At 29.3% G+C, this 19333-nt stretch carries 20 protein-coding genes and 1 tRNA gene; 15 read left to right on the top strand and 6 right to left on the bottom strand.

The window, feature by feature from the left end; genetic code table 11:
- The first annotated feature begins 75 nt into the window (after positions 1 to 75).
- The 8 genes from rpsK (at position 76) to FDT66_RS10035 (ending at position 7875) form a co-directional block, all read left to right on the top strand.
- Complete coding sequence (gene rpsK, locus FDT66_RS10070) at positions 76 to 459, top strand: 30S ribosomal protein S11 (protein ID WP_138536131.1); 384 nt, start codon at positions 76 to 78, stop codon at positions 457 to 459.
- Between the two features lie 121 nt (positions 460 to 580).
- Positions 581 to 1186 (top strand): 30S ribosomal protein S4, encoded by a 606-nt coding sequence (gene rpsD / locus FDT66_RS10065; RefSeq protein ID WP_138536129.1) that lies wholly within the window; start codon positions 581 to 583, stop codon positions 1184 to 1186.
- A 94-nt stretch (positions 1187 to 1280) separates the two neighbouring features.
- On the top strand, positions 1281 to 2273 hold the full coding sequence (locus FDT66_RS10060) for a DNA-directed RNA polymerase subunit alpha (protein WP_138536127.1): 993 nt from the start codon (positions 1281 to 1283) through the stop codon (positions 2271 to 2273).
- 60 nt (positions 2274 to 2333) lie between these two features.
- Complete coding sequence (gene rplQ / locus FDT66_RS10055; RefSeq protein WP_138536125.1) at positions 2334 to 2807, top strand: 50S ribosomal protein L17; 474 nt, start codon at positions 2334 to 2336, stop codon at positions 2805 to 2807.
- Between the two features lie 93 nt (positions 2808 to 2900).
- Positions 2901 to 4019 (top strand): glutamine-hydrolyzing carbamoyl-phosphate synthase small subunit, encoded by a 1119-nt coding sequence (gene carA, locus FDT66_RS10050; RefSeq protein ID WP_138536123.1) that lies wholly within the window; start codon positions 2901 to 2903, stop codon positions 4017 to 4019.
- 126 nt (positions 4020 to 4145) lie between these two features.
- Entirely contained in the window at positions 4146 to 5432 is a 1287-nt protein-coding gene (gene eno / locus FDT66_RS10045; protein ID WP_138536121.1) for a phosphopyruvate hydratase, read from the top strand.
- Between the two features lie 175 nt (positions 5433 to 5607).
- Positions 5608 to 6894, top strand: a complete 1287-nt coding sequence (locus FDT66_RS10040; protein WP_138536119.1) for a citrate synthase — start codon at positions 5608 to 5610, stop codon at positions 6892 to 6894.
- 66 nt (positions 6895 to 6960) lie between these two features.
- Positions 6961 to 7875, top strand: a complete 915-nt coding sequence (locus FDT66_RS10035) for a dimethylarginine dimethylaminohydrolase family protein (protein WP_138536117.1) — start codon at positions 6961 to 6963, stop codon at positions 7873 to 7875.
- A gap of 84 nt (positions 7876 to 7959) precedes the next feature.
- Here FDT66_RS10035 and FDT66_RS10030 read toward each other — a convergent pair whose 3' ends face one another.
- Positions 7960 to 8361 carry a hypothetical protein gene (locus FDT66_RS10030; RefSeq protein ID WP_138536115.1) on the bottom strand — a complete coding sequence of 134 codons (402 nt, stop codon included), beginning with the start codon at positions 8359 to 8361 and terminating at the stop codon, positions 7960 to 7962.
- A gap of 163 nt (positions 8362 to 8524) precedes the next feature.
- Here FDT66_RS10030 and ctlX point away from each other — a divergent pair, with 163 nt between their 5' ends.
- Both ctlX and FDT66_RS10020 read left to right on the top strand, forming a co-directional pair.
- The gene (ctlX, locus tag FDT66_RS10025; protein WP_138536113.1) at positions 8525 to 9457 is read left to right on the top strand and encodes a citrulline utilization hydrolase CtlX; all 933 of its coding nucleotides are present in this window, start codon (positions 8525 to 8527) and stop codon (positions 9455 to 9457) included.
- 3 nt (positions 9458 to 9460) lie between these two features.
- Positions 9461 to 10135 (top strand): PrsW family intramembrane metalloprotease, encoded by a 675-nt coding sequence (locus FDT66_RS10020; RefSeq protein ID WP_138536111.1) that lies wholly within the window; start codon positions 9461 to 9463, stop codon positions 10133 to 10135.
- Here FDT66_RS10020 and FDT66_RS10015 read toward each other — a convergent pair.
- A complete protein-coding gene (locus FDT66_RS10015) occupies positions 10125 to 11276 on the bottom strand; it encodes a T9SS type A sorting domain-containing protein (protein ID WP_138536109.1) in 1152 nt (383 codons plus the stop codon). The genes FDT66_RS10020 and FDT66_RS10015 overlap by 11 nt on opposite strands.
- 1 nt (position 11277) lies before the next feature.
- Positions 11278 to 12924 carry an alkaline phosphatase PafA gene (gene pafA, locus FDT66_RS10010; RefSeq protein WP_138536107.1) on the bottom strand — a complete coding sequence of 549 codons (1647 nt, stop codon included), beginning with the start codon at positions 12922 to 12924 and terminating at the stop codon, positions 11278 to 11280.
- A gap of 108 nt (positions 12925 to 13032) precedes the next feature.
- Here pafA and FDT66_RS10005 point away from each other — a divergent pair, with 108 nt between their 5' ends.
- The 5 genes from FDT66_RS10005 (at position 13033) to FDT66_RS09985 (ending at position 16859) form a co-directional block, all read left to right on the top strand.
- Positions 13033 to 13773 (top strand): MlaE family ABC transporter permease, encoded by a 741-nt coding sequence (locus FDT66_RS10005; RefSeq protein ID WP_138536105.1) that lies wholly within the window; start codon positions 13033 to 13035, stop codon positions 13771 to 13773.
- Positions 13774 to 13776: 3 nt separating this feature from the next.
- Entirely contained in the window at positions 13777 to 14544 is a 768-nt protein-coding gene (locus tag FDT66_RS10000; RefSeq protein WP_138536103.1) for an ABC transporter ATP-binding protein, read from the top strand.
- A 61-nt stretch (positions 14545 to 14605) separates the two neighbouring features.
- Positions 14606 to 14678 (top strand) — tRNA-Lys (locus FDT66_RS09995).
- Positions 14679 to 14819: 141 nt separating this feature from the next.
- Entirely contained in the window at positions 14820 to 15317 is a 498-nt protein-coding gene (locus FDT66_RS09990; RefSeq protein WP_138536101.1) for a CIA30 family protein, read from the top strand.
- Between the two features lie 63 nt (positions 15318 to 15380).
- On the top strand, positions 15381 to 16859 hold the full coding sequence (locus tag FDT66_RS09985) for a DUF389 domain-containing protein (protein ID WP_138536099.1): 1479 nt from the start codon (positions 15381 to 15383) through the stop codon (positions 16857 to 16859).
- 51 nt (positions 16860 to 16910) lie between these two features.
- Here the strand turns inward: FDT66_RS09985 and FDT66_RS09980 are convergent, their stop codons facing one another.
- Genes FDT66_RS09980 through FDT66_RS09970 form a run of 3 tightly spaced genes read right to left on the bottom strand, consistent with a single transcriptional unit; the run spans position 16911 to position 19271 of the window.
- Positions 16911 to 17993, bottom strand: coding sequence for a mannose-1-phosphate guanylyltransferase (locus FDT66_RS09980; protein WP_138536097.1), 1083 nt, complete (start codon positions 17991 to 17993; stop codon positions 16911 to 16913).
- The gene (locus FDT66_RS09975; protein ID WP_138536095.1) at positions 17980 to 18576 is read right to left on the bottom strand and encodes a SprT-like domain-containing protein; all 597 of its coding nucleotides are present in this window, start codon (positions 18574 to 18576) and stop codon (positions 17980 to 17982) included. Before FDT66_RS09975 ends, FDT66_RS09980 begins: the two co-directional genes overlap by 14 nt.
- A 14-nt stretch (positions 18577 to 18590) precedes the next feature.
- Positions 18591 to 19271, bottom strand: a complete 681-nt coding sequence (locus FDT66_RS09970; protein ID WP_138536093.1) for an SDR family NAD(P)-dependent oxidoreductase — start codon at positions 19269 to 19271, stop codon at positions 18591 to 18593.
- Positions 19272 to 19333: the final 62 nt, after the last annotated feature.

Raw genomic sequence — 19333 nt, 5'->3', positions numbered from 1 at the left:
TTAGATAAGCAATAAAGATCTAAACATTAGTTCTACTAAATATTAGAAAACTAAATTGCTAAAACTTAAATAATTATGGCAAAAGCAAGCGCAAAAAAACGTAAAGTAATAATTGATGCTATTGGAGAGGCTCACATAACTGCATCTTTCAACAACATCATTATATCTTTAACAAACAAAAAAGGTGACGTAATTTCTTGGTCATCTGCAGGTAAAATGGGTTTTAGAGGTTCTAAAAAGAATACTCCATACGCAGCTCAATTAGCGGCAGAAGACTGTGCAAACGTAGCAAAAGAAGCTGGTTTACGTAAAGTGAAAGTTTATGTAAAAGGACCAGGTAATGGTAGAGAATCTGCTATTAGATCTATCCACAATGCAGGTATTGAAGTAACAGAAATTATAGATGTTACACCAATTCCTCACAACGGATGTCGTCCACCAAAAAGAAGAAGAGTTTAAGCTGAAATTAATTCAGTTTTTCCGATAAGAGTATCAATTAATTATATTTTAAACTTAATAGGAATCAGATTATCGAAGGAGAAAGCCTTAATTCATAATCCCTATTTACAACAAAAACGAAATGGCAAGATATACAGGACCAAAAACTAAAATTGCTCGTAAATTTGGCGAAGCAATCTTTGGAGAAGATAAAAACTTCGAAAAAAGAAATTACCCTCCAGGACAACACGGAAACGCAAGAAGAAGAGGAAAAAAATCTGAATATGCAACTCAATTAATGGAGAAGCAAAAAGCAAAATACACATATGGTATTTTAGAGCGTCAATTCAGTAATTTATTTAAAAAAGCACAAGCTGCTTCTGGAATTACAGGTGAAATTTTACTACAATTATGTGAATCTCGTTTAGATAACGTAGTTTACAGAATGGGTGTATCTAACTCACGTAGTGGAGCTCGTCAGTTGGTATCTCACAGACATATTACAGTTAATGGTGAAATCGTAAACATTCCATCATACAGCTTAAAAGAAGGAGACGTTGTAGCTGTAAGAGAAAAGTCTAAATCATTACAAGCTATTGATGATGCATTAGCATCTAACAACAATGTATTTGAATGGTTGACTTGGAATAATGATACTAAAACTGGAACATTCGTAAAAGTACCAGAAAGATTACAAATTCCAGAAAATATCAAAGAACAGTTAATCGTAGAATTATATTCTAAGTAATAATTTAATCATATTGAAGTTTAGCCAAAGGATTTATTTGTACTTCTTCAAACTTATAAATCGCGCAACTAAATAACAATCAAAAAGAAGAAAAATGGCAATTTTAAATTTTCAAAAACCTGATAAAGTAATAATGATAGAATCTACAGATTTTTCTGGTAGATTTGAATTTAGACCTTTAGAGCCAGGTTTTGGTTTAACAGTAGGTAACGCTTTAAGAAGAGTACTTTTATCATCTTTAGAAGGCTTTGCAATTACATCATTAAGAATAGATGGAGTAGAACATGAGTTTTCTACAGTTTCTGGTGTTGTAGAAGATGTAACAGAAATTATTTTAAACTTAAAACAAGTACGTTTTAAGAAACAAATAGAAGAAACTGACAGAGAAACTGTATCAATTTCAGTATCTGGTCAAGAGCAATTTACTGCAGGAGATCTTCAAAAATTCATTTCAGGTTTTCAAGTATTAAATCCAGATTTAGTAATCTGTAATATGGATAAATCTGTTAAGTTAAATGCAGAAATTACAATTGAAAAAGGTAGAGGGTTTGTACCTGCTGAAGAAAATAAAAAAGCTTCTGCACCTATAGGTACAATTTTTACAGACTCTATTTACACGCCAATTAAAAATGTAAAGTATGCAATTGAAAATTATCGTGTAGAGCAAAAAACCGACTATGAAAAGTTAGTTTTTGATATTGATACTGATGGATCAATAAATCCTAAAGATGCTTTAACTGAAGCTGCGAAAATTTTAATTCACCACTTTATGTTATTCTCTGATGAGCGTATTACTTTAGAGGCTGATGAGATTGCACAAACAGAAACGTATGATGAAGAATCACTTCATATGCGTCAATTATTAAAAACTAGATTAATTGATATGGACTTATCTGTAAGAGCTTTAAATTGTTTAAAAGCTGCAGAAGTTGATACATTAGGAGATTTAGTTTCTTTTAACAAAAGTGATTTAATGAAGTTCCGAAACTTTGGAAAAAAATCATTAACAGAACTAGAAGAATTAGTTATTGTTAAAGGTTTAAGCTTTGGAATGGACTTAAGCAAATATAAATTAGATAAAGATTAATCTTTCATATTTTGCTCCTCAAAATGGGTAGATGCAAGATGAAAGTATAAAACAAACGTAATGAGACACGGAAAAAAACACAATCATTTAGGTAGAAAAACAGCGCATAGAAAAGCTATGTTAGCTAATATGGCATGTTCTTTAATAGAACACAAGCGTATTAACACTACTGTAGCAAAAGCAAAAGCGTTAAGAGTTTTTGTAGAGCCTTTAATTACAAAGTCTAAAGCAGATACAACTCACAACAGACGTATAGTTTTTTCTTACCTACGTGATAAGTATGCTGTTACAGAATTATTTAAAGAAATTTCTGTAAAAATAGCAGACAGACCTGGAGGTTACATTCGTATTATTAAATTAGGAAATCGTCAAGGAGATAATGCTCCTATGGCAATGGTAGAATTGGTTGATTACAACGAAATCTATAATCCTAAAGGTAAAAAAGCTAAGAAATCTACACGTAGAGGAAGAAGTAAAAAAGCATCTTCAGCTCAAGTAGAGGAAACAGTAACAGAAGAAAAATCTGAAGAATAAAAAATGAAAAATTTTTAATTCATAATAAAGGGATAAACGTTTACGTTTATCCCTTTTTTTATATTTTTACATCAACAAACACAATTATATATAATGAAGTATCAAACTAGAAAAAAAGCATTAGTTTTATTAGCTGACGGAACTATCTTTTACGGAAAATCTGTAGGTATTGAAGGAACATCAACAGGAGAAATTTGTTTCAATACTGGTATGACAGGTTATCAAGAAATATTTACAGACCCATCATATTTTGGTCAAATTATGGTCATGGCAAATGCACATATTGGTAATTATGGTGTAAATGATGATGAGATAGAATCTGATGGAATAAAGATTTCTGGTTTAATTTGTCGTAATTTTAGCTTTACACACTCTAGAGTAGATTCTGACGGAAATTTAAAAGATTGGTTTGAAAAACATAATATTGTTGCAATTTCAGACGTAGATACAAGAGCATTAGTTTCATATATTAGAGATAATGGAGCAATGAATGCAATTATCTCTACAGATATTGATAATATAGAAGCCTTAAAAAAACAATTAGCTGAAGTACCAAGTATGGAGGGCTTAGAATTGGCATCTAAAGTTTCTACAAAAGAACCTTATTTTGTTGGAGATGAAAATGCTGAAATTAAAATTTCAGCACTAGATATTGGTATTAAGAAAAACATACTTAGAAATCTTGCTAAAAGAGGTGCATACATAAAAGTTTTTCCTTACAACTCCTCTTTTGAAGATTTATCATCTTTTAAACCAGATGGTTATTTTATCTCAAATGGACCTGGAGATCCAGAACCACTAAAAGATGCACAAAAAGTTGCAAAAGAAATTATTGAAAGAAATTTACCTTTATTTGGAATTTGTTTAGGTCACCAAGTAATTGCTTTAGCAAACGGAATTTCAACATACAAAATGCACAATGGGCACAGAGGAATTAATCATCCTGTAAAAAATCTTTTAACAGGTAAAGGTGAAATTACTTCTCAAAACCATGGTTTTGCTATTAACAGAGAACAAACTGAAAATAATAAAAACGTAGAAATTACACACGTACATTTAAATGATCATACAGTTGCAGGAATACGAATGAAAGATAAAAATGTGTTTTCTGTTCAGTATCATCCAGAAGCAAGTCCTGGACCTCATGATTCAGAATATTTATTTGATCAATTTATAGAAACGATTAAAAAGAACCAAAAAATTTCAGTTTAAGCTTAAAAATAGTATCATTTTATTGAAAACGTTTTCGTAAGAAACTCTTTAAAATCAATTAAATGAATAGCTTTTTTGTAAATTAGCACAACAAATAATACAGTTAAATAACTAAATAACAATATAATGAGCATTATTATTAGCGTTCACGCACGTCAAATTTTTGATTCAAGAGGAAATCCAACAGTAGAAGTAGATGTAGTAACAGAAAGTGGAATTTTAGGAAGAGCAGCAGTTCCTTCAGGAGCATCAACAGGAGAACATGAAGCTGTTGAGTTAAGAGATGGAGGTAAAGATTACATGGGAAAAGGCGTTTTGAAAGCTGTTAAAAATGTAAATGAAATAATCGCTGAAGAATTATTAGGTACTTCTATTTTCGAACAAAATGGAATAGATAAATTAATGAGAGATTTAGATGGTACTCCAAATAAATCTAAATTAGGAGCAAACGCAATTTTAGGTGTTTCTTTAGCAGTTGCTAAAGCAGCAGCTAATGAATTAGGAATGCCATTATACAGATATATTGGAGGTGTTTCAGCAAACACATTGCCAGTTCCAATGATGAATATAATTAATGGTGGTTCTCATTCAGATGCTCCAATTGCTTTTCAAGAGTTTATGGTAATGCCAGTAAAAGCAAAATCTTTTTCTCAAGCAATGCAAATGGGATCTGAAATTTTTCATAATTTGAAAAAAGTTTTACATTCTAGAAACTTATCAACTGCAGTTGGTGACGAAGGTGGTTTTGCCCCAACTTTAGAGGGAACAGAAGATGCATTAGATACTATTGCGTTAGCAGTTAAAAATGCAGGTTATTCTTTCGGAGATGAAATAATGATAGCTTTAGATTGTGCAGCAGCTGAGTTTTATGTTGATGGAGCTTACGATTACACAAAATTTGAAGGAAGTAAAGGAAAAGTAAGAACAAGTAAAGAACAAGCAGATTATTTAGCAGAATTGGCTGCTAATTATCCAATAATTTCTATTGAAGATGGAATGGATGAAAATGATTGGGATGGTTGGAAATACTTAACAGAAAAAGTTGGAGATAAAGTACAATTAGTTGGTGACGATTTATTTGTGACAAACGTACAACGTTTATCAAAAGGAATTAAAAACGGAATTGCAAATTCAATTTTAATAAAAGTAAACCAAATTGGTACGTTAACAGAAACAATTGCAGCCGTAAATATGGCAAAAAATGCAGGTTACACTTCTGTAATGTCACATAGATCTGGAGAAACTGAAGATAATACAATTGCAGATTTAGCTGTAGCGTTAAATTGTGGACAAATTAAAACAGGTTCAGCTTCTCGTTCAGATAGAATGGCAAAATATAATCAACTATTAAGAATTGAAGAAGAGTTAGGAGATATTGCTTATTTTCCAAAGCAAGATGCTTTTAAAATTTAATTTTTAATAAATTAAAAATTAAAGCCTCATAATTAAAAATTATGAGGCTTTTTTTATGATTTCATGATAAGTTAATATTATTTTAAAATTTTAAAAATCTATATATATAGTTAAAAAAATTCTTTAAAAATTGGTATCTTCGTGAACACAGAAAAATAAAATAAAACCATTATAAATGTCAGATATAGCAAAATTACAAATAGGAGAAAATTCATATGAATTTCCTCTTGTAAAAGGTACAGAAAATGAAGTTGCAATAGATATAAAAGCTTTAAGAGGAGCAACAAATGGTTTAATCACAATAGATCCAGGTTATAAAAACACAGGTTCATGTGAAAGTGCAATTACTTTTTTAGATGGAGAAAAAGGTGTTTTAAGATATAGAGGTTATCCAATTGAGCAGCTAGCTGAAAAAGCTGATTTTTTAGAAGTTGCTTATGCATTAATATTTGGTGATTTACCAACAAAACAACAGTTGGATAAATTCCACGCAGATATAAAGTCTAAAGCTATTTTAGACGATGACGTAAAGAAAATTTTAGATGCATTTCCAAAAAGCGCACATCCAATGGGTGTTTTATCATCTTTAACAAGTGCTTTAACCGCTTTTAATCCATCATCTGTAAATGTAGATTCTGAAGAAGAAATGTACAATGCTATTGTGAAAATTATGGGTAAATTCCCAATAATAGTTGCATGGACAATGCGTAAAAAACAAGGTTTGCCATTAACATATAGCACAAACTCTTTGGGTTACGTAGAAAATATTATGAAAATGATGTTTCAAAGTCCAAATGAAGATTATGTTGTAAACCCAATTATAAGAGATGCACTAGATAAACTTTTAATTTTACATGCAGATCATGAACAAAATTGTTCTACATCTACAGTAAGAATTGTAGGATCATCGCATGCAGGTTTATTTGCATCATTATCTGCAGGAATTTCTGCGCTTTGGGGGCCATTACATGGTGGTGCTAACCAAGCAGTTTTAGAAATGCTAGAAGCAATTAAACAAGATGGAGGAGATACTAAAAAATACATGGCAAAAGCCAAGGATAAAAATGATCCTTTTAGGTTAATGGGCTTTGGTCATAGAGTATACAAAAACTTTGATCCTAGAGCAAAAATAATTAAAAAGGCTGCAGATGAAGTTTTAAATGACTTAGGAGTAAACGATCCAATTTTAGATATTGCAAGAAGTTTAGAAGCAGAAGCATTAAAAGACCCATATTTTGTTGATAGAAAACTATATCCGAATGTAGATTTCTATTCTGGAATTATATATAGAGCAATGGGAATACCTGTTGAAATGTTTACAGTAATGTTCGCGATGGGACGTTTACCAGGATGGATTGCACAATGGAAAGAAATGAGGTTAAATAAAGAACCAATAGGAAGACCACGTCAAATTTATACAGGAGAAAACGAAAGAAATTTCAAAACAATAGATAATAGATAATTTTACTATTTTTATCCAATAATAAAAAGCTTCATATTTTATGAAGCTTTTTTTAATACTATTTTCATGTTAAATTTAAATGTAAATAATGAAACAGGAACTTTAAAAGTTGTTGTTTTAGGAACAGCAAAAAGTAATGGCGGAGTTCCAAAAATAGAAGATTGTTACGATCCAAAAAGTGTGGAACATATCATTGCAGGAACCTATCCAAAAGAGGAAGACATGATATTGGAAATGGATGCTGTAGAAAAAGTTTTAAAAAAATACAATGTAGAAGTTTACAGACCAAAAATAATAGAAAACTACAATCAAATTTTTTCAAGAGATATTGCTTTTGTAATTGAAGATAAATTTATCAAAGCAAATATATTACCAGATAGAGATCAAGAAATTGAAGCAATTTCTCATGTTATCAATAAAATAAATCCGCAAAACATCATCAAATTACCAGAAGAATGTCATGTAGAAGGTGGTGATGTTATGCCTTGGAATGATTATATTTTTGTTGGAACTTATTCAGGTGAAGATTATTCTGACTATATAACAGCGCGTACAAATATGGACGCAGTAATTGCGCTGCAAGAACTATTTCCAGAAAAAACAGTAAAGTCTTTTGAGTTAAGAAAAGATAATACGAACCCAAAAGAAAATGCATTGCATTTAGATTGTTGTTTTCAACCAATAGGAAAAAATAAAGCAATCCTGCATAAAAATGGCTTTTTAGTTGAAAAAGAGTATGAATGGTTGGTAAATTTTTTCGGAAAAGAAAACATCTTTGAAATATCTAAAGAAGAAATGTATAATATGAATAGTAACATATTTTCCATTTCTGAAAACGTTATTATTTCAGAAAAGAACTTTACAAGATTAAATACTTGGTTAAGAGAAAACGGTTTTATTGTTGAAGAAGTACCTTATACAGAAATTGCTAAACAAGAAGGTTTATTACGTTGTTCAACAATGCCACTGATTAGAGAATAAAAAGTACCTTTTTAGTGAACTTTAAATGATTTTTATTGAAACATATAAAAACCTTAGTGAGTTATATAATTTAGTTTTAGATTACTAATAATCAGATTCAAAGTTTTTGTCTATAGCTTCTAAAATTCCCTCTTTTGTTTTTTCAATAATTTCATCAATATTAGAGTTAAAGTATTTTATGGTTTTATTTTCATACATGATATAGGTTTCGCTTAATTGTTCAAAAATGTCTTCAACTCTATGCTCACCCATTAAAAAATAATTTTCATCAATATTCCATATCTGTACTTGAAAATATTCTTTTAAGTATTTTTCAGTTTTCCAAATTTTAGAACTGTCCCAATTTATACACCAGTATAAATTTTCTTCGTGAACATTTAAGGTTACTTTTTTTTCTGGTTTTTCTTTCTGCAAATCATTCACCATAAATGTAAACTCATTTGTTAATTTAGAAGCAAGTTTTTCTTTTTCAAATTTTGAAATCATTTTATATATTTACTTTGTCATTTTGAGGTTTATACCATAAGTTATTTTATATCAACCATTAACTAATTTACTATTTTTTAGTTTAGAAACAAATTAAAATAGTTCTTCCAATTTCTAAATTCAGCATAAAAAAAGCTAATTTTGCGGTTTACTTTTATTTAAAATGAAACAGACTACAAATACGATTTTAATGATTCGTCCAATCAATTTTAGAAAGAACGAACAAACAGCAATAAATAATTATTTTCAAGAAGATATTGATTTAAGAAATGCAGAAATCAATAAAAAAGCGCAAGAAGAATTTGATACTTATGTTTTTAAGCTAAAAAGTTATGGAGTAAATGTAATTGTTATTTCTGATACTGCACAATTTGATACTCCAGATTCTATTTTTCCTAATAATTGGATTTCTTTTCATGAAAATGGTACTGTAGGCTTATATCCAATGTTTGCAGAAAATAGAAGACTTGAAAGAAGAGAAGATATTTTAACCGAATTAGAAACACAAGGTTTTGTGATTGAAAATATAGTTGATTATACTTCTGCTGAAGAAGAAAATTTATTTTTAGAAGCAACTGGAAGTATTATTTTAGACAGAGTAAATAGAAAAGCATATTGTGCATTATCACCAAGAGCAGATGAAGATTTATTTATAGAGTTTTGTGAAGATTTTGAGTTTACTCCAGTAATATTTGTAGCAAATCAAACAGTAGAAGGTAAAAGAGAGGCTATTTATCATACAAATGTAATGATGTGTGTTGCAGAAACATTTGCAGTTATTTGTTTAGATACGATTGATGATAAAAAGGAAAGAAAAAATGTATTAAAACACTTAAAAGAAGATGGCAAACAAGTAATTGAAATTACTGAGAGTCAAATGAATAATTTTGCAGGAAACATGCTACAAGTAAGAGGAGAAAATGATGAACTTTTTTTAGTAATGAGCAAAACAGCACATGATTCTTTAACACAAAGTCAAATTGCAAAAATTAATAACCATTGTAAAATAATATCCAGTTCTTTAGAAACTATAGAAACTTGTGGAGGTGGAAGTGCACGTTGTATGATGGCAGAAGTTTTTCTACCAAAAACATAAATTATGAGTTTACTTTTTTTAGCAATAGCACCAGTTTTAGTAATTATAATTTATATTTATATTAAAGACAAACATGAGAAAGAGCCTATAGGATTGTTAACAAAAAGCTTTCTTTTAGGTGCAACAGTAAGTATTATTTTAACACTAATTTTAGGTTATTTAGCTGCTAAAATTTTTCCTTTAACTGAGGTTAAAAATATTTTACAACAATTTATACAAGCTTTTTTCGTAGTTGCATTGGTAGAGGAATTCTCAAAGTATGTTATAGTTCGTTTTTTTTCTCAAAAAAATACTGCTTTTAACGAACCTTTTGATGGCATTGTATATGCAGTTATGGTTTCTATGGGTTTTGCAGCTTTAGAAAACATATTGTACACATTTCAACACGGAGCAGAAACAGGAATTTTAAGAGCTTTTACAGCAGTTCCAGCACATGCAACTTTTGGTATTTTAATGGGATATTTTATGGGGAAGGCAAAGTTTTCTGAGAATAGAATCGTACTTAATTTAACAGGATTGTTATTAGCCACAATTTTTCATGGAGCTTATGATTTTTTCTTGTTCATTAACTTTATTCCAGGAATTTCTATAGGCGCTTTTATTTCTTTAATAATTGGTATTGTACTCTCAAGAAAAGCGATTAAAAAACATCAAAATAGTTCTAATTTTAAAGTTTAATAAATTTTTTGATAGTTGTTTTGTTGTTTTTAGAATGTAGTTTTAAAAAATAAATTCCAGAACTCAAACCAGAAACATCAACTTTATTGTTTAAGTTTTTATTGGTTTTAGAAATTAATTTTCCCAGAGAATTGTAAATTTCAATTTTTGTAATTTCTACACTTACAGTAAAAGTCAATTTATCTTTAACAGGGTTTGGTTGAAGTAATAAGTTGTTAAAATTATTCTTATTTATAGATAAAAGATGGAAAGTGAAATCAAAGAATTCATACAATTTTTGAGGAAAAGTAAATTGCATTCCATTTTGATTTGTAGTAAAAAATTCTCTTGAAATATAATATTTTCCTGTGTTTTCAATATTTGTAATACCTTCAATTTGACTGCCTTTACCCATTTCATTTTCTAAAGAAATTTTACTGAAACCAGAGAAAAAAATATCACTTCCTGGTTTTCTATTAAAACCTATGTAAATAAGAAAAGGTGTAAAAGTTGCATCGTAACCAGTTAAATAAAAACGATCGCTTTTATATGAACCACCAGTAATTAAACCTTCTACGTTTGCAGTACTTACTTTTTTTGCACTATAATTACCTTCTAGTTTAGGAATTTCATAAACGTTCGTTTCAAAATTTGCCCAGTTTTTTGTGAAAATTAATATAGATTCACCAAAAATAACGATAGTTTCAGCGTCAAAATTTGAACTGTTGGGTTTGTTTGTGAAATCGGTTTGGTCTTCGTAGGTAAATGAAATTTTTTCGGCGGTTACAGAAGTATTATTCTTAAAATCAGTTTTTAAAACTTTATAAATAGTTAAGTCGTTTCTGTTTCCATTATTGTTACCAATGTCACCTATGTAAATGTGGTTTTCGTCTTCAGTTATGTCTTCCCAATCAATATTACTAGCATTGTTAATAGAAACTGTTCTTAATAAGCTGCCATTTAAGCTATCAATTTCGTATAAGTTCGCACTATCTCCACTATCATTATGTGTTATTATTTTACCATTTAAAAATAATAATCCAGATGTTTCTTTTACTTGGTTTGGTAAGTCAAATTTTTCTTTAAAATTACTAATCTCATTTTGAGCAAAGACCGAATTTGCTGTAATAATTAAAAAGAGTAATATTATTCTTAAATTCATTTTAGTTTTTTAAAACCTCTTCAATAACTTTTCCAGAGGTACCATTTGGAGCTTCAATTTTTAGTAAGTTTGAAATTGTTGGAGCAATATCTATAATTTCATATTTTTTTGCTGATGATCCTTTTTTAATTCCATTACCATAAAATATAATTGGCACGTGTGTGTCATAAGAATACCCAGAACCATGACTAGTACCTTTTCTGGAACCAATTAAAGTTGCAGGATATGGCACCATTAAAACATCACCAGAAAACTTTTGATTATATCCGTTTTGTAAAGAGTTTAAAATACCGTTTGTAAACGAAGTTGTTTGAAGAGTTCTGGCAGTTACAGCTTTGTATATTTCACCAAAATTTACAACTTCATCTGCTAACTTTTGTGCTACATTATTTTTATTTAAGCCGAGAGCTTCAATTTTTTTCTTATCAAGAAAAATTTGATAGTTAGAAACGTTTTCAATCAATTCAGTAGAGTTGAAATACTTTTTAGTAATACCTAAAACAAAATCTCTAAATTTTTTTATATCCATGTAATGAGCAGGTATTTTTAGAGATTGTAAATATGCAGGAACATGAACAGCTGCATGATCTGCAGTTAAAAACAACGTATAATTATCTTTACCAATTTGAGTATCTAAAAAATTAAAAAAATCTTCCAAGTCTTTATCTAGTCTTAAGTAAGTATCTTCTGTTTCAACAGCTGCAACACCATATCTATGTCCAACATAATCAGTTGCAGAAAAACTAACTGCCAAAAAATCGGTATAATCAGTCTTACCTAGATTTTCTTCAATAATTACTTTTTTAGCAAAATCTACTGTAAAAGTATTTCCAGCGGGTATTGTTTTAATCAAATCATAATTTCCATTTTTTTTTCGAAGCTCTTTCAAGTCTTTTGGAAATATTGGCTTTTCTTGTCCGTTTAAATTGTTTTCAAAAATATTATCATCAGCAATACTATTGGTATATGTATTGATATCATAAAGCGTTTGCCATGTACCATTTAAATACTCATCTGCTTTATTATTAAGATTAAAATCTTTTACCCAATCTGGTAATTCATTCATGTAAAATGTACTGGTTATCCATTGGTTTTTATCTGCTCCATCATACCAATATGCAGCATTTGCAGTGTGTCCTACAGGTAAAATTGCAGATCTATCTTTAATGGAAATACCAATTGTTTTTCCATTCATGTTTTGTGCCAAATGTAGTTGATCAGTTATTGTAGTTGTGTATAACCTAAAAGGAGATTTTTGACCAACAACACCATTATTACCCACAGTTTTATAGTTAGCATCATCTACACAATAAATAGATTTTTTTAAAAACTTATCGTACCAATTATTAGAAATAATACCATGATTACTAGGAGTAGTTCCTGTATATATTGATGTGTGCCCAACAGCTGTATAAGTAGGTATGTAGTTATAGTGGGCATTTTCTAATGAAAAACCATTTTCTAAAATACGCTTAAAACCACCTTCACCGTATCTTTTTTCGTAACGCGTTAAATAATCGTAACGCATTTGGTCAATCACAATTCCAATCACTAACTTTGGCTTTGCTTGTTTTTTTTGATTAGATGATTGATTGCAATTAAAAAATAAAAAAAATGCGGTTAAAAAAAATAAATAAGAATATCTCATGATTAAAAAAAGATTATACAATGTAAAAGTAATTATTTTTTATTTTGATGCGTGATAATTAACATGGAATTAATCATATTTTAATACTTTAGCATAAAATTAGTTTTAATGACGTATTTAGAACATATTGGAAAATATTTTATAATGTTAGGGCGGGTTTTTAAAAAACCACAAAGAGCTGGTGTTTTTCGTGAAGCTTTAATGAAAGAGATAGATGACCTAGGTTTAAAATCCATAGGAATAATTATGTTTATTTCATTTTTTATTGGAGGTGTAATAGCTTTGCAAACTGCATTAAATTTAGATAGCCCATTTATACCAGACTCTTTAATTGGTTTTGCTGCAAAAAGATCTATAATTTTAGAGTTTGCACCTACTTTTTGTTGTATCATTTTAGCTGGTAAAGTGGGGTCATATATTACCTCAAGTATTGGTACAATGCGCGTAACCGAACAAATTGATGCTTTGGATGTTATGGGTATAAACTCAATAAGTCATTTGGTATTACCAAAACTTATTGCTACTGTTTTCTTTTATCCATTCTTAATTATTTTGGCAATGTTTTTGGGTATTTTTGGGGGTTGGATTGCAGGAGTTCTTTCAGGATTATTTGCTGGTACAGATTATATTATAGGAATACAAACCGATTTTAAACCCTTTTTAATCGTATACGCAATGATAAAAACTTTAGTTTTTTCATTTTTAATTGCAACAGTTCCATCTTATCATGGTTACTATGTAAAAGGAGGTTCTATAGCAGTTGGTAGAGCAAGTACACAAGCTGTAGTTTGGACTACTATTTTAATTGTAATTGCAAATTATATTTTAACTCAATTATTACTAACATAAACTATGATAGAAGTAAAAGATTTACATAAAGGTTTTGGTGATGTTGAGGTTTTAAAAGGTATTTCAACAAAATTTTATCCAGGAAAAACCAACCTAATAATTGGTCAAAGTGGTTCAGGAAAAACAGTTTTCTTAAAATCATTAATAGGGTTGCATACTCCAGAAAAAGGAACAATTTCTTTCGATGGAAGAATAAATACAAAATTTACCGAAGAAGAAAAACAACAATGGAGGCAAGAAATTGGAATGGTTTTTCAAGGAAGTGCACTTTTTGATTCACAGACTGTAGAAGACAATGTAATGTTTCCTCTTAAGATGTTTACAAAAAAGTCTAAAGAAGAAATGCTAGAACGTGTAAATTTTGTTTTGAAAAGAGTAAAACTAGAAAACTCCAATGATAAATTGCCTGCAGAGTTATCTGGAGGAATGCAAAAAAGAGTTGCCATAGCAAGAGCAATTGTTATGAACCCTAAATATTTATTTTGTGACGAACCAAATTCAGGTTTAGATCCAAGAACTGCTATAGTTATTGATAAATTAATTCAAGAAATTACAGATGAATACCAAATTACCACAGTAATTAATACCCATGATATGAATTCTGTAATGGAAATTGGAGAAAAAATTATTTTTTTAAATAAAGGAAAAAAAGAATGGGAAGGTACTAGTGATGACATTTTTTCAACTGAAAATGAAGCAGTTGTAAGTTTTGTTTACTCATCGAATTTATTTAAAAAAGTAAGAGAAGCACATTTAAATAAAACAAAATAAACTACAAGTTTGTTTTTTACAAAATAACTACTATATTTGCACCCGCTTAAACGAAAAGAATGACCTGGTAGCTCAGTTGGTAGAGCATCTCCCTTTTAAGGAGAGGGTCCTGGGTTCGAGCCCCAGCCCGGTCACAAAAAAAACTTCATACATTGTATGAAGTTTTTTTGTTTTAACAATCTTTCAACAGTTGTTCTCGTTTTAAATGAATAATTTTGGTTTGTAATTTACTGATTATGAACAAATTTTATTTTCTATTTTTAACAATCTTTATTATGAGCGATTCTCAAAATATAATTTTCGACTTTAATTTGAATTCTAATATTTCTTCTTGGAGAATTGTAGACGATGTTGTTATGGGAGGAAAGTCTAACGGAAATTTCAAAATAAATAAAGAGGGCCATGGGATGTTTTATGGAGATGTTTCTTTAGAAAATAATGGGGGTTTCTCTTCATTGCGTTACCGTTTTTCTTCCTTAAAAGTAATTGGATTTAGTGAAGTTGTTATTAGGTTAAAGGGCGATAAGAAAAAATATCAATTTAGAATAAAAGATAAAACAGATAATTATTATTCATTTATTTCAACTTTCGATACAAATGGAGAATGGCAAACTATTAAAATTTCACTCGCAGAAATGTATCCTGCTTTTAGAGGAAAAAAATTAAATATGAATAACTTTTCTTCAGACAGCATTGAAGAACTCGCTTTTTTAATTGGAAACAAAAAAGAACAAAGTTTTAAATTAGAAATTGATAAAATCTACTTACAGTAAATTCAAATTATTGTTAATCAGTAAACTTTTTTTGTATCTTTCCAACGTTCTAAATCATAGAATATGCAAGAAGATATTGAGAAAAATATAAAACCACATCCACCAGAAGAAAACGCTACGACAAGCGTTAAAAATGAAGCAAAAGGTTTGTTTGAAAGTGTTAAAAAGTTTTTAATGGAACTTTTTGATTTTCGAGACGATACAGATTATGAAGCTACAATAGAAGCTATAAAAGCAGATATTCCATTTAAAGGAGCAACTGCATGGATTCTTATTTTTGCAGTTTTTGTCGCTTCTATTGGATTAAATGCAAACTCTACAGCTGTTGTAATTGGTGCCATGTTAATTTCACCTCTAATGGGGCCAATCTTAGGAATTGGAATGTCCTTTGCTTTAAATGATATCAATACATTTAAAAAATCGTTAATTCACTTAGGTGTAATGATTGGTTTGAGTTTATTTGCTTCATTCTTATTTTTTTACTTTTTTCCACTAAGTAAAGATAATTCAGAACTATTAGGAAGAGTAAGTCCAGATATTCGTGATGTTTTAATCGCATTTTTTGGAGGTTTAGCACTAATGGTTGCAAGAACAAAAAGAGGAACTATTGCTTCCGTAATTTTTGGTGTAGCTATTGCAACAGCATTAATGCCACCTTTATGTACTGCAGGTTATGGTTTGGCAAAAGGTAATTTTTCTTATTTTTTTGGTGCGATGTATTTATTTACAATCAACACTATTTTTATTGCATTGGCAACATTTTTAGTGATGAAGTTGTTGCGTTTTCCTATGCACAAATATGCTAATGCTGCTAAAAGAAAAAGATACTCTACCATTGCAACAATCGTTGGAATTGCGGTTATGATTCCAGCAATATTTACATTTTTAAGAGTTTTTAACGAGAACCAAGTAAATACTCAAATTGATGCATTTGTAGAAAATGAAATTGATTCTAACCCTTCATATATTTTAATGGGAAAACCACCTTATGACAAAGAATCAAAAACATTAGAGCTAAAGTTTTTTAATGAAGTTAGCGAAGCTGAAGAAAATTCTTTAAAAAACAGGTTATTAACAGATCCAAGATATGAGTATTTAAAAGATGTTACTTTAAAAGTAAGAGATAGTGATACTAAGAGTTTTGAAATAATAACAACAGCTTATAAAGAGAAGAGTGAAGAGTTACAGGAAAGTAAAAATATAATTGCAGGTTTACAAAAACAAATTGCAGAATTACAAGAAACTATTACAACTTTAAATAATAGAATTGAACAAGATGCTTTAAATAAAAATCAAAAAGTAGTTGCGTTTAGTAGAATATCTAAAGATGCTAAAATTAGATATGTAGATATTCAAGGAATTGATTTTGCCAATGTTTTATCTTCAAAAGATTTTATAAAAATAGATACAATTCCTGTAGCAACAATAAGGTGGAATAAAAAATTACATGATAGTGTTATTTTACCAAAAGAAAGAGAATTAAGAACTTGGCTCCAAAAAGAAATGGAGTTGGATACTCTTTTTATTAAGAGAGAGAAATAAATAAAAAAGCTCCTAAAAAGGAGCTTTTTTATTTATGCTTCGCGTCTATTTTTAAATAAATTCTTTTCCAAAGTTATCTTTAACATCTGCAGTAATTTGCTTGATGTCTTGCTCATCTTTCTTCGGACAAATTAATAATACATCTTCTTTTTCAACAATAATAAAATCACTTAAGCCTTGTACAACAACTTTTTTTCCAGATTGTGTTCTAATCATATTTCCTTTGGCGTCTCTAAAAATAGTGTTTGCACCAACTACTGCATTTTTAGCGTCATCTTTTTCTAATTTATTATATAAAGACCCCCAAGTACCTAAATCATTCCAGCCAAAATCTACAGGTAAAACATGCACATTGTTTGCTTTTTCCATAATTCCAAAATCAATAGAAATGTTTTCACATTTTGTATAGTTTGTTTTTATGAAATCGTCTTCAAAATCTGTATTATACACATTATCTCCATCATCTAAAATAGCTATCATTTTCGGCAAAGAGTTTTTGAATGCTTTGATAATACTTTTTGCAGACCAAACAAAAATACCAGCATTCCAAAGATATTCTCCACTTTCAACAAATTTTTCAGCAGTTTTCAAATCTGGCTTTTCAGTAAAATTCTTTACTTTTTTAATTTCTGAAGTATCTTTTTGAAACTGAATATAACCATAACCAGTATTTGGTGAATCTGGTTGAATACCTAAAGTCATTAAAATATCTTTCTCAGCACATGCATCAAAAGATGTTTTTATATTTTTGGTGAATTCACTCTCATCATCAATCCAATGATCTGAAGGTGCAACCAACATAACTCCATCAGGATTTTGATTGAATATTTTTAAAGCAGCATACAAAATACAAGGTGCAGTATTTCTCATTGCTGGTTCTAGTAATAATTGTTTTCTTTTAGCTTTTGGGAGTTGTTCTAAAACCAGCTCTTCATAACTTTCATTTGTGGCTATTAAAATGTTTTTAGACGGTACTAAATCGTTAATTCTTTCAAAAGTTCGTTGAATTAAACTTTGTCCTACACCCAACATATCATGAAATTGTTTTGGATATTCAGAAGTACTCATTGGCCAAAAACGCGAACCAACTCCACCAGCCATAATAACTGCGTAATAATTTTTATTTTCCATCATATTTTTTTACTTCTACATTTTGATTGAAGAGATATACCTTTTTGTTCGTCATATTTAAACATTCAAAACGTGTTCTTCTTTTATTTCCTTTTTTGTAAATAGTATTTTTAAAAATAAATAAGTCACCAAAAGGAATGTCAAAGATAAAACTCTTTCCTGATTCTGCAATATTACCTCTTAAAGCTAAAGATAAATTAACATCTGTATCTGTACTTGCTTTAGGATTTTTTAAATAATTGGCAAGAAAAGGTAGTATGTCTTTTGGGTATATTTCAGGGTTTAAAAAAGGCAACATTAAATGTTGAAAAACTGCTTTCCATTCTTGTCCATGAGGTTGAACTCTGCCAAATTTTTGATGTGTTACATGATGTGCAATTTCATGAACTAAAGTTAATAAAAATTGATATTTGTTGAGGTTGTTATTAACTGTGATTTGAAATTTTCCGTTAGGTAATTGCCTAAAATCGCCATGTTTTGTTTGTCTTTGATTAACTATTTTAAGCGTAAAATTATGCTCGTTAATTAGAAATTCTACAAACGGAATTGATTTAGCAGGAACAAAGTTTTTATAATTTGAATTCAAACTTTACTTAATAATTAAGGTGTTGAAGAAGAAACCTGTAAAACTTTTCCATTGTAAAACTTGTTTCCAGTAGTAGCGAAATGATACATATAATCTGCCATTTCTTTTGCAGAAAGTGGCGCCTCATATCCAGGAAAAGCTTCCTCTAACATTTCTGTTTGTACTGCTCCTAAAGCTAAAACATTAAATGAAATTTGTTGTTCTTTATATTCTTCTGCCAATAATTCTGATAGTGTTATAACAGCTCCTTTAGCTGATGAATAAGCAGCCAAACCTGGAAATTTCATACTTCCTTGAATGCCTCCCATAGAACTTATGGTTACTACATGGCTCCCTTTTTGTAAAAATGGAATCATTAATTTGGTAATTTCTGCAACAGCAAAAACGTTTACTTTATAAACTTCCATAAAATCTTTTGAAGAAATCTCTGTAAAAGGCTTGTTTACCAACTTACCTGCGTTGTTTATTAAAATATCAACTTTATTCCATTTGCTTTTTATAAAATCTGAAACTTTAGTCAAGTCATTAGCATTCGAAATATCAACAGAGAGCACAGAAATGTTTTTATGATTTACAGTTTCTAAAGGCTTTGAATTTCTAGAAATAGCCAAAACTTGATGTCCGTTTTCTGCAAATTGTTGAGCTAGTTCAAAACCAATTCCTCTACTTGTTCCTGTAATAACAACGTTTTTCATACTTTTAAAATTTAAAACAGCAAATTAGTCAATTTTTCATACTTTTAAGCTCAAAACGTATA

The organism is Polaribacter aestuariivivens (assembly GCF_005885675.1).
Taxonomy (GTDB): Bacteria; Bacteroidota; Bacteroidia; order Flavobacteriales; family Flavobacteriaceae; genus Polaribacter; species Polaribacter aestuariivivens.
This window is presented reverse-complemented; position numbering and strand designations above follow the sequence as displayed.

Bases quoted from the DNA above. Each gene is read 5' to 3' on its own strand.
- rpsK (WP_138536131.1), top strand. From the start codon at position 76: ATGGCAAAAGCAAGCGCAAAAAAACGTAAAGTAATAATTGATGCTATT.
- rpsD (WP_138536129.1), top strand. From the start codon at position 581: ATGGCAAGATATACAGGACCAAAAACTAAAATTGCTCGTAAATTTGGC.
- FDT66_RS10060 (WP_138536127.1), top strand. From the start codon at position 1,281: ATGGCAATTTTAAATTTTCAAAAACCTGATAAAGTAATAATGATAGAA.
- rplQ (WP_138536125.1), top strand. From the start codon at position 2,334: ATGAGACACGGAAAAAAACACAATCATTTAGGTAGAAAAACAGCGCAT.
- carA (WP_138536123.1), top strand. From the start codon at position 2,901: ATGAAGTATCAAACTAGAAAAAAAGCATTAGTTTTATTAGCTGACGGA.
- eno (WP_138536121.1), top strand. From the start codon at position 4,146: ATGAGCATTATTATTAGCGTTCACGCACGTCAAATTTTTGATTCAAGA.
- FDT66_RS10040 (WP_138536119.1), top strand. From the start codon at position 5,608: ATGTCAGATATAGCAAAATTACAAATAGGAGAAAATTCATATGAATTT.
- FDT66_RS10035 (WP_138536117.1), top strand. From the start codon at position 6,961: ATGTTAAATTTAAATGTAAATAATGAAACAGGAACTTTAAAAGTTGTT.
- FDT66_RS10030 (WP_138536115.1), bottom strand. From the start codon at position 8,361: ATGATTTCAAAATTTGAAAAAGAAAAACTTGCTTCTAAATTAACAAAT.
- ctlX (WP_138536113.1), top strand. From the start codon at position 8,525: ATGAAACAGACTACAAATACGATTTTAATGATTCGTCCAATCAATTTT.
- FDT66_RS10020 (WP_138536111.1), top strand. From the start codon at position 9,461: ATGAGTTTACTTTTTTTAGCAATAGCACCAGTTTTAGTAATTATAATT.
- FDT66_RS10015 (WP_138536109.1), bottom strand. From the start codon at position 11,276: ATGAATTTAAGAATAATATTACTCTTTTTAATTATTACAGCAAATTCG.
- pafA (WP_138536107.1), bottom strand. From the start codon at position 12,924: ATGAGATATTCTTATTTATTTTTTTTAACCGCATTTTTTTTATTTTTT.
- FDT66_RS10005 (WP_138536105.1), top strand. From the start codon at position 13,033: ATGACGTATTTAGAACATATTGGAAAATATTTTATAATGTTAGGGCGG.
- FDT66_RS10000 (WP_138536103.1), top strand. From the start codon at position 13,777: ATGATAGAAGTAAAAGATTTACATAAAGGTTTTGGTGATGTTGAGGTT.
- FDT66_RS09990 (WP_138536101.1), top strand. From the start codon at position 14,820: ATGAGCGATTCTCAAAATATAATTTTCGACTTTAATTTGAATTCTAAT.
- FDT66_RS09985 (WP_138536099.1), top strand. From the start codon at position 15,381: ATGCAAGAAGATATTGAGAAAAATATAAAACCACATCCACCAGAAGAA.
- FDT66_RS09980 (WP_138536097.1), bottom strand. From the start codon at position 17,993: ATGATGGAAAATAAAAATTATTACGCAGTTATTATGGCTGGTGGAGTT.
- FDT66_RS09970 (WP_138536093.1), bottom strand. From the start codon at position 19,271: ATGAAAAACGTTGTTATTACAGGAACAAGTAGAGGAATTGGTTTTGAA.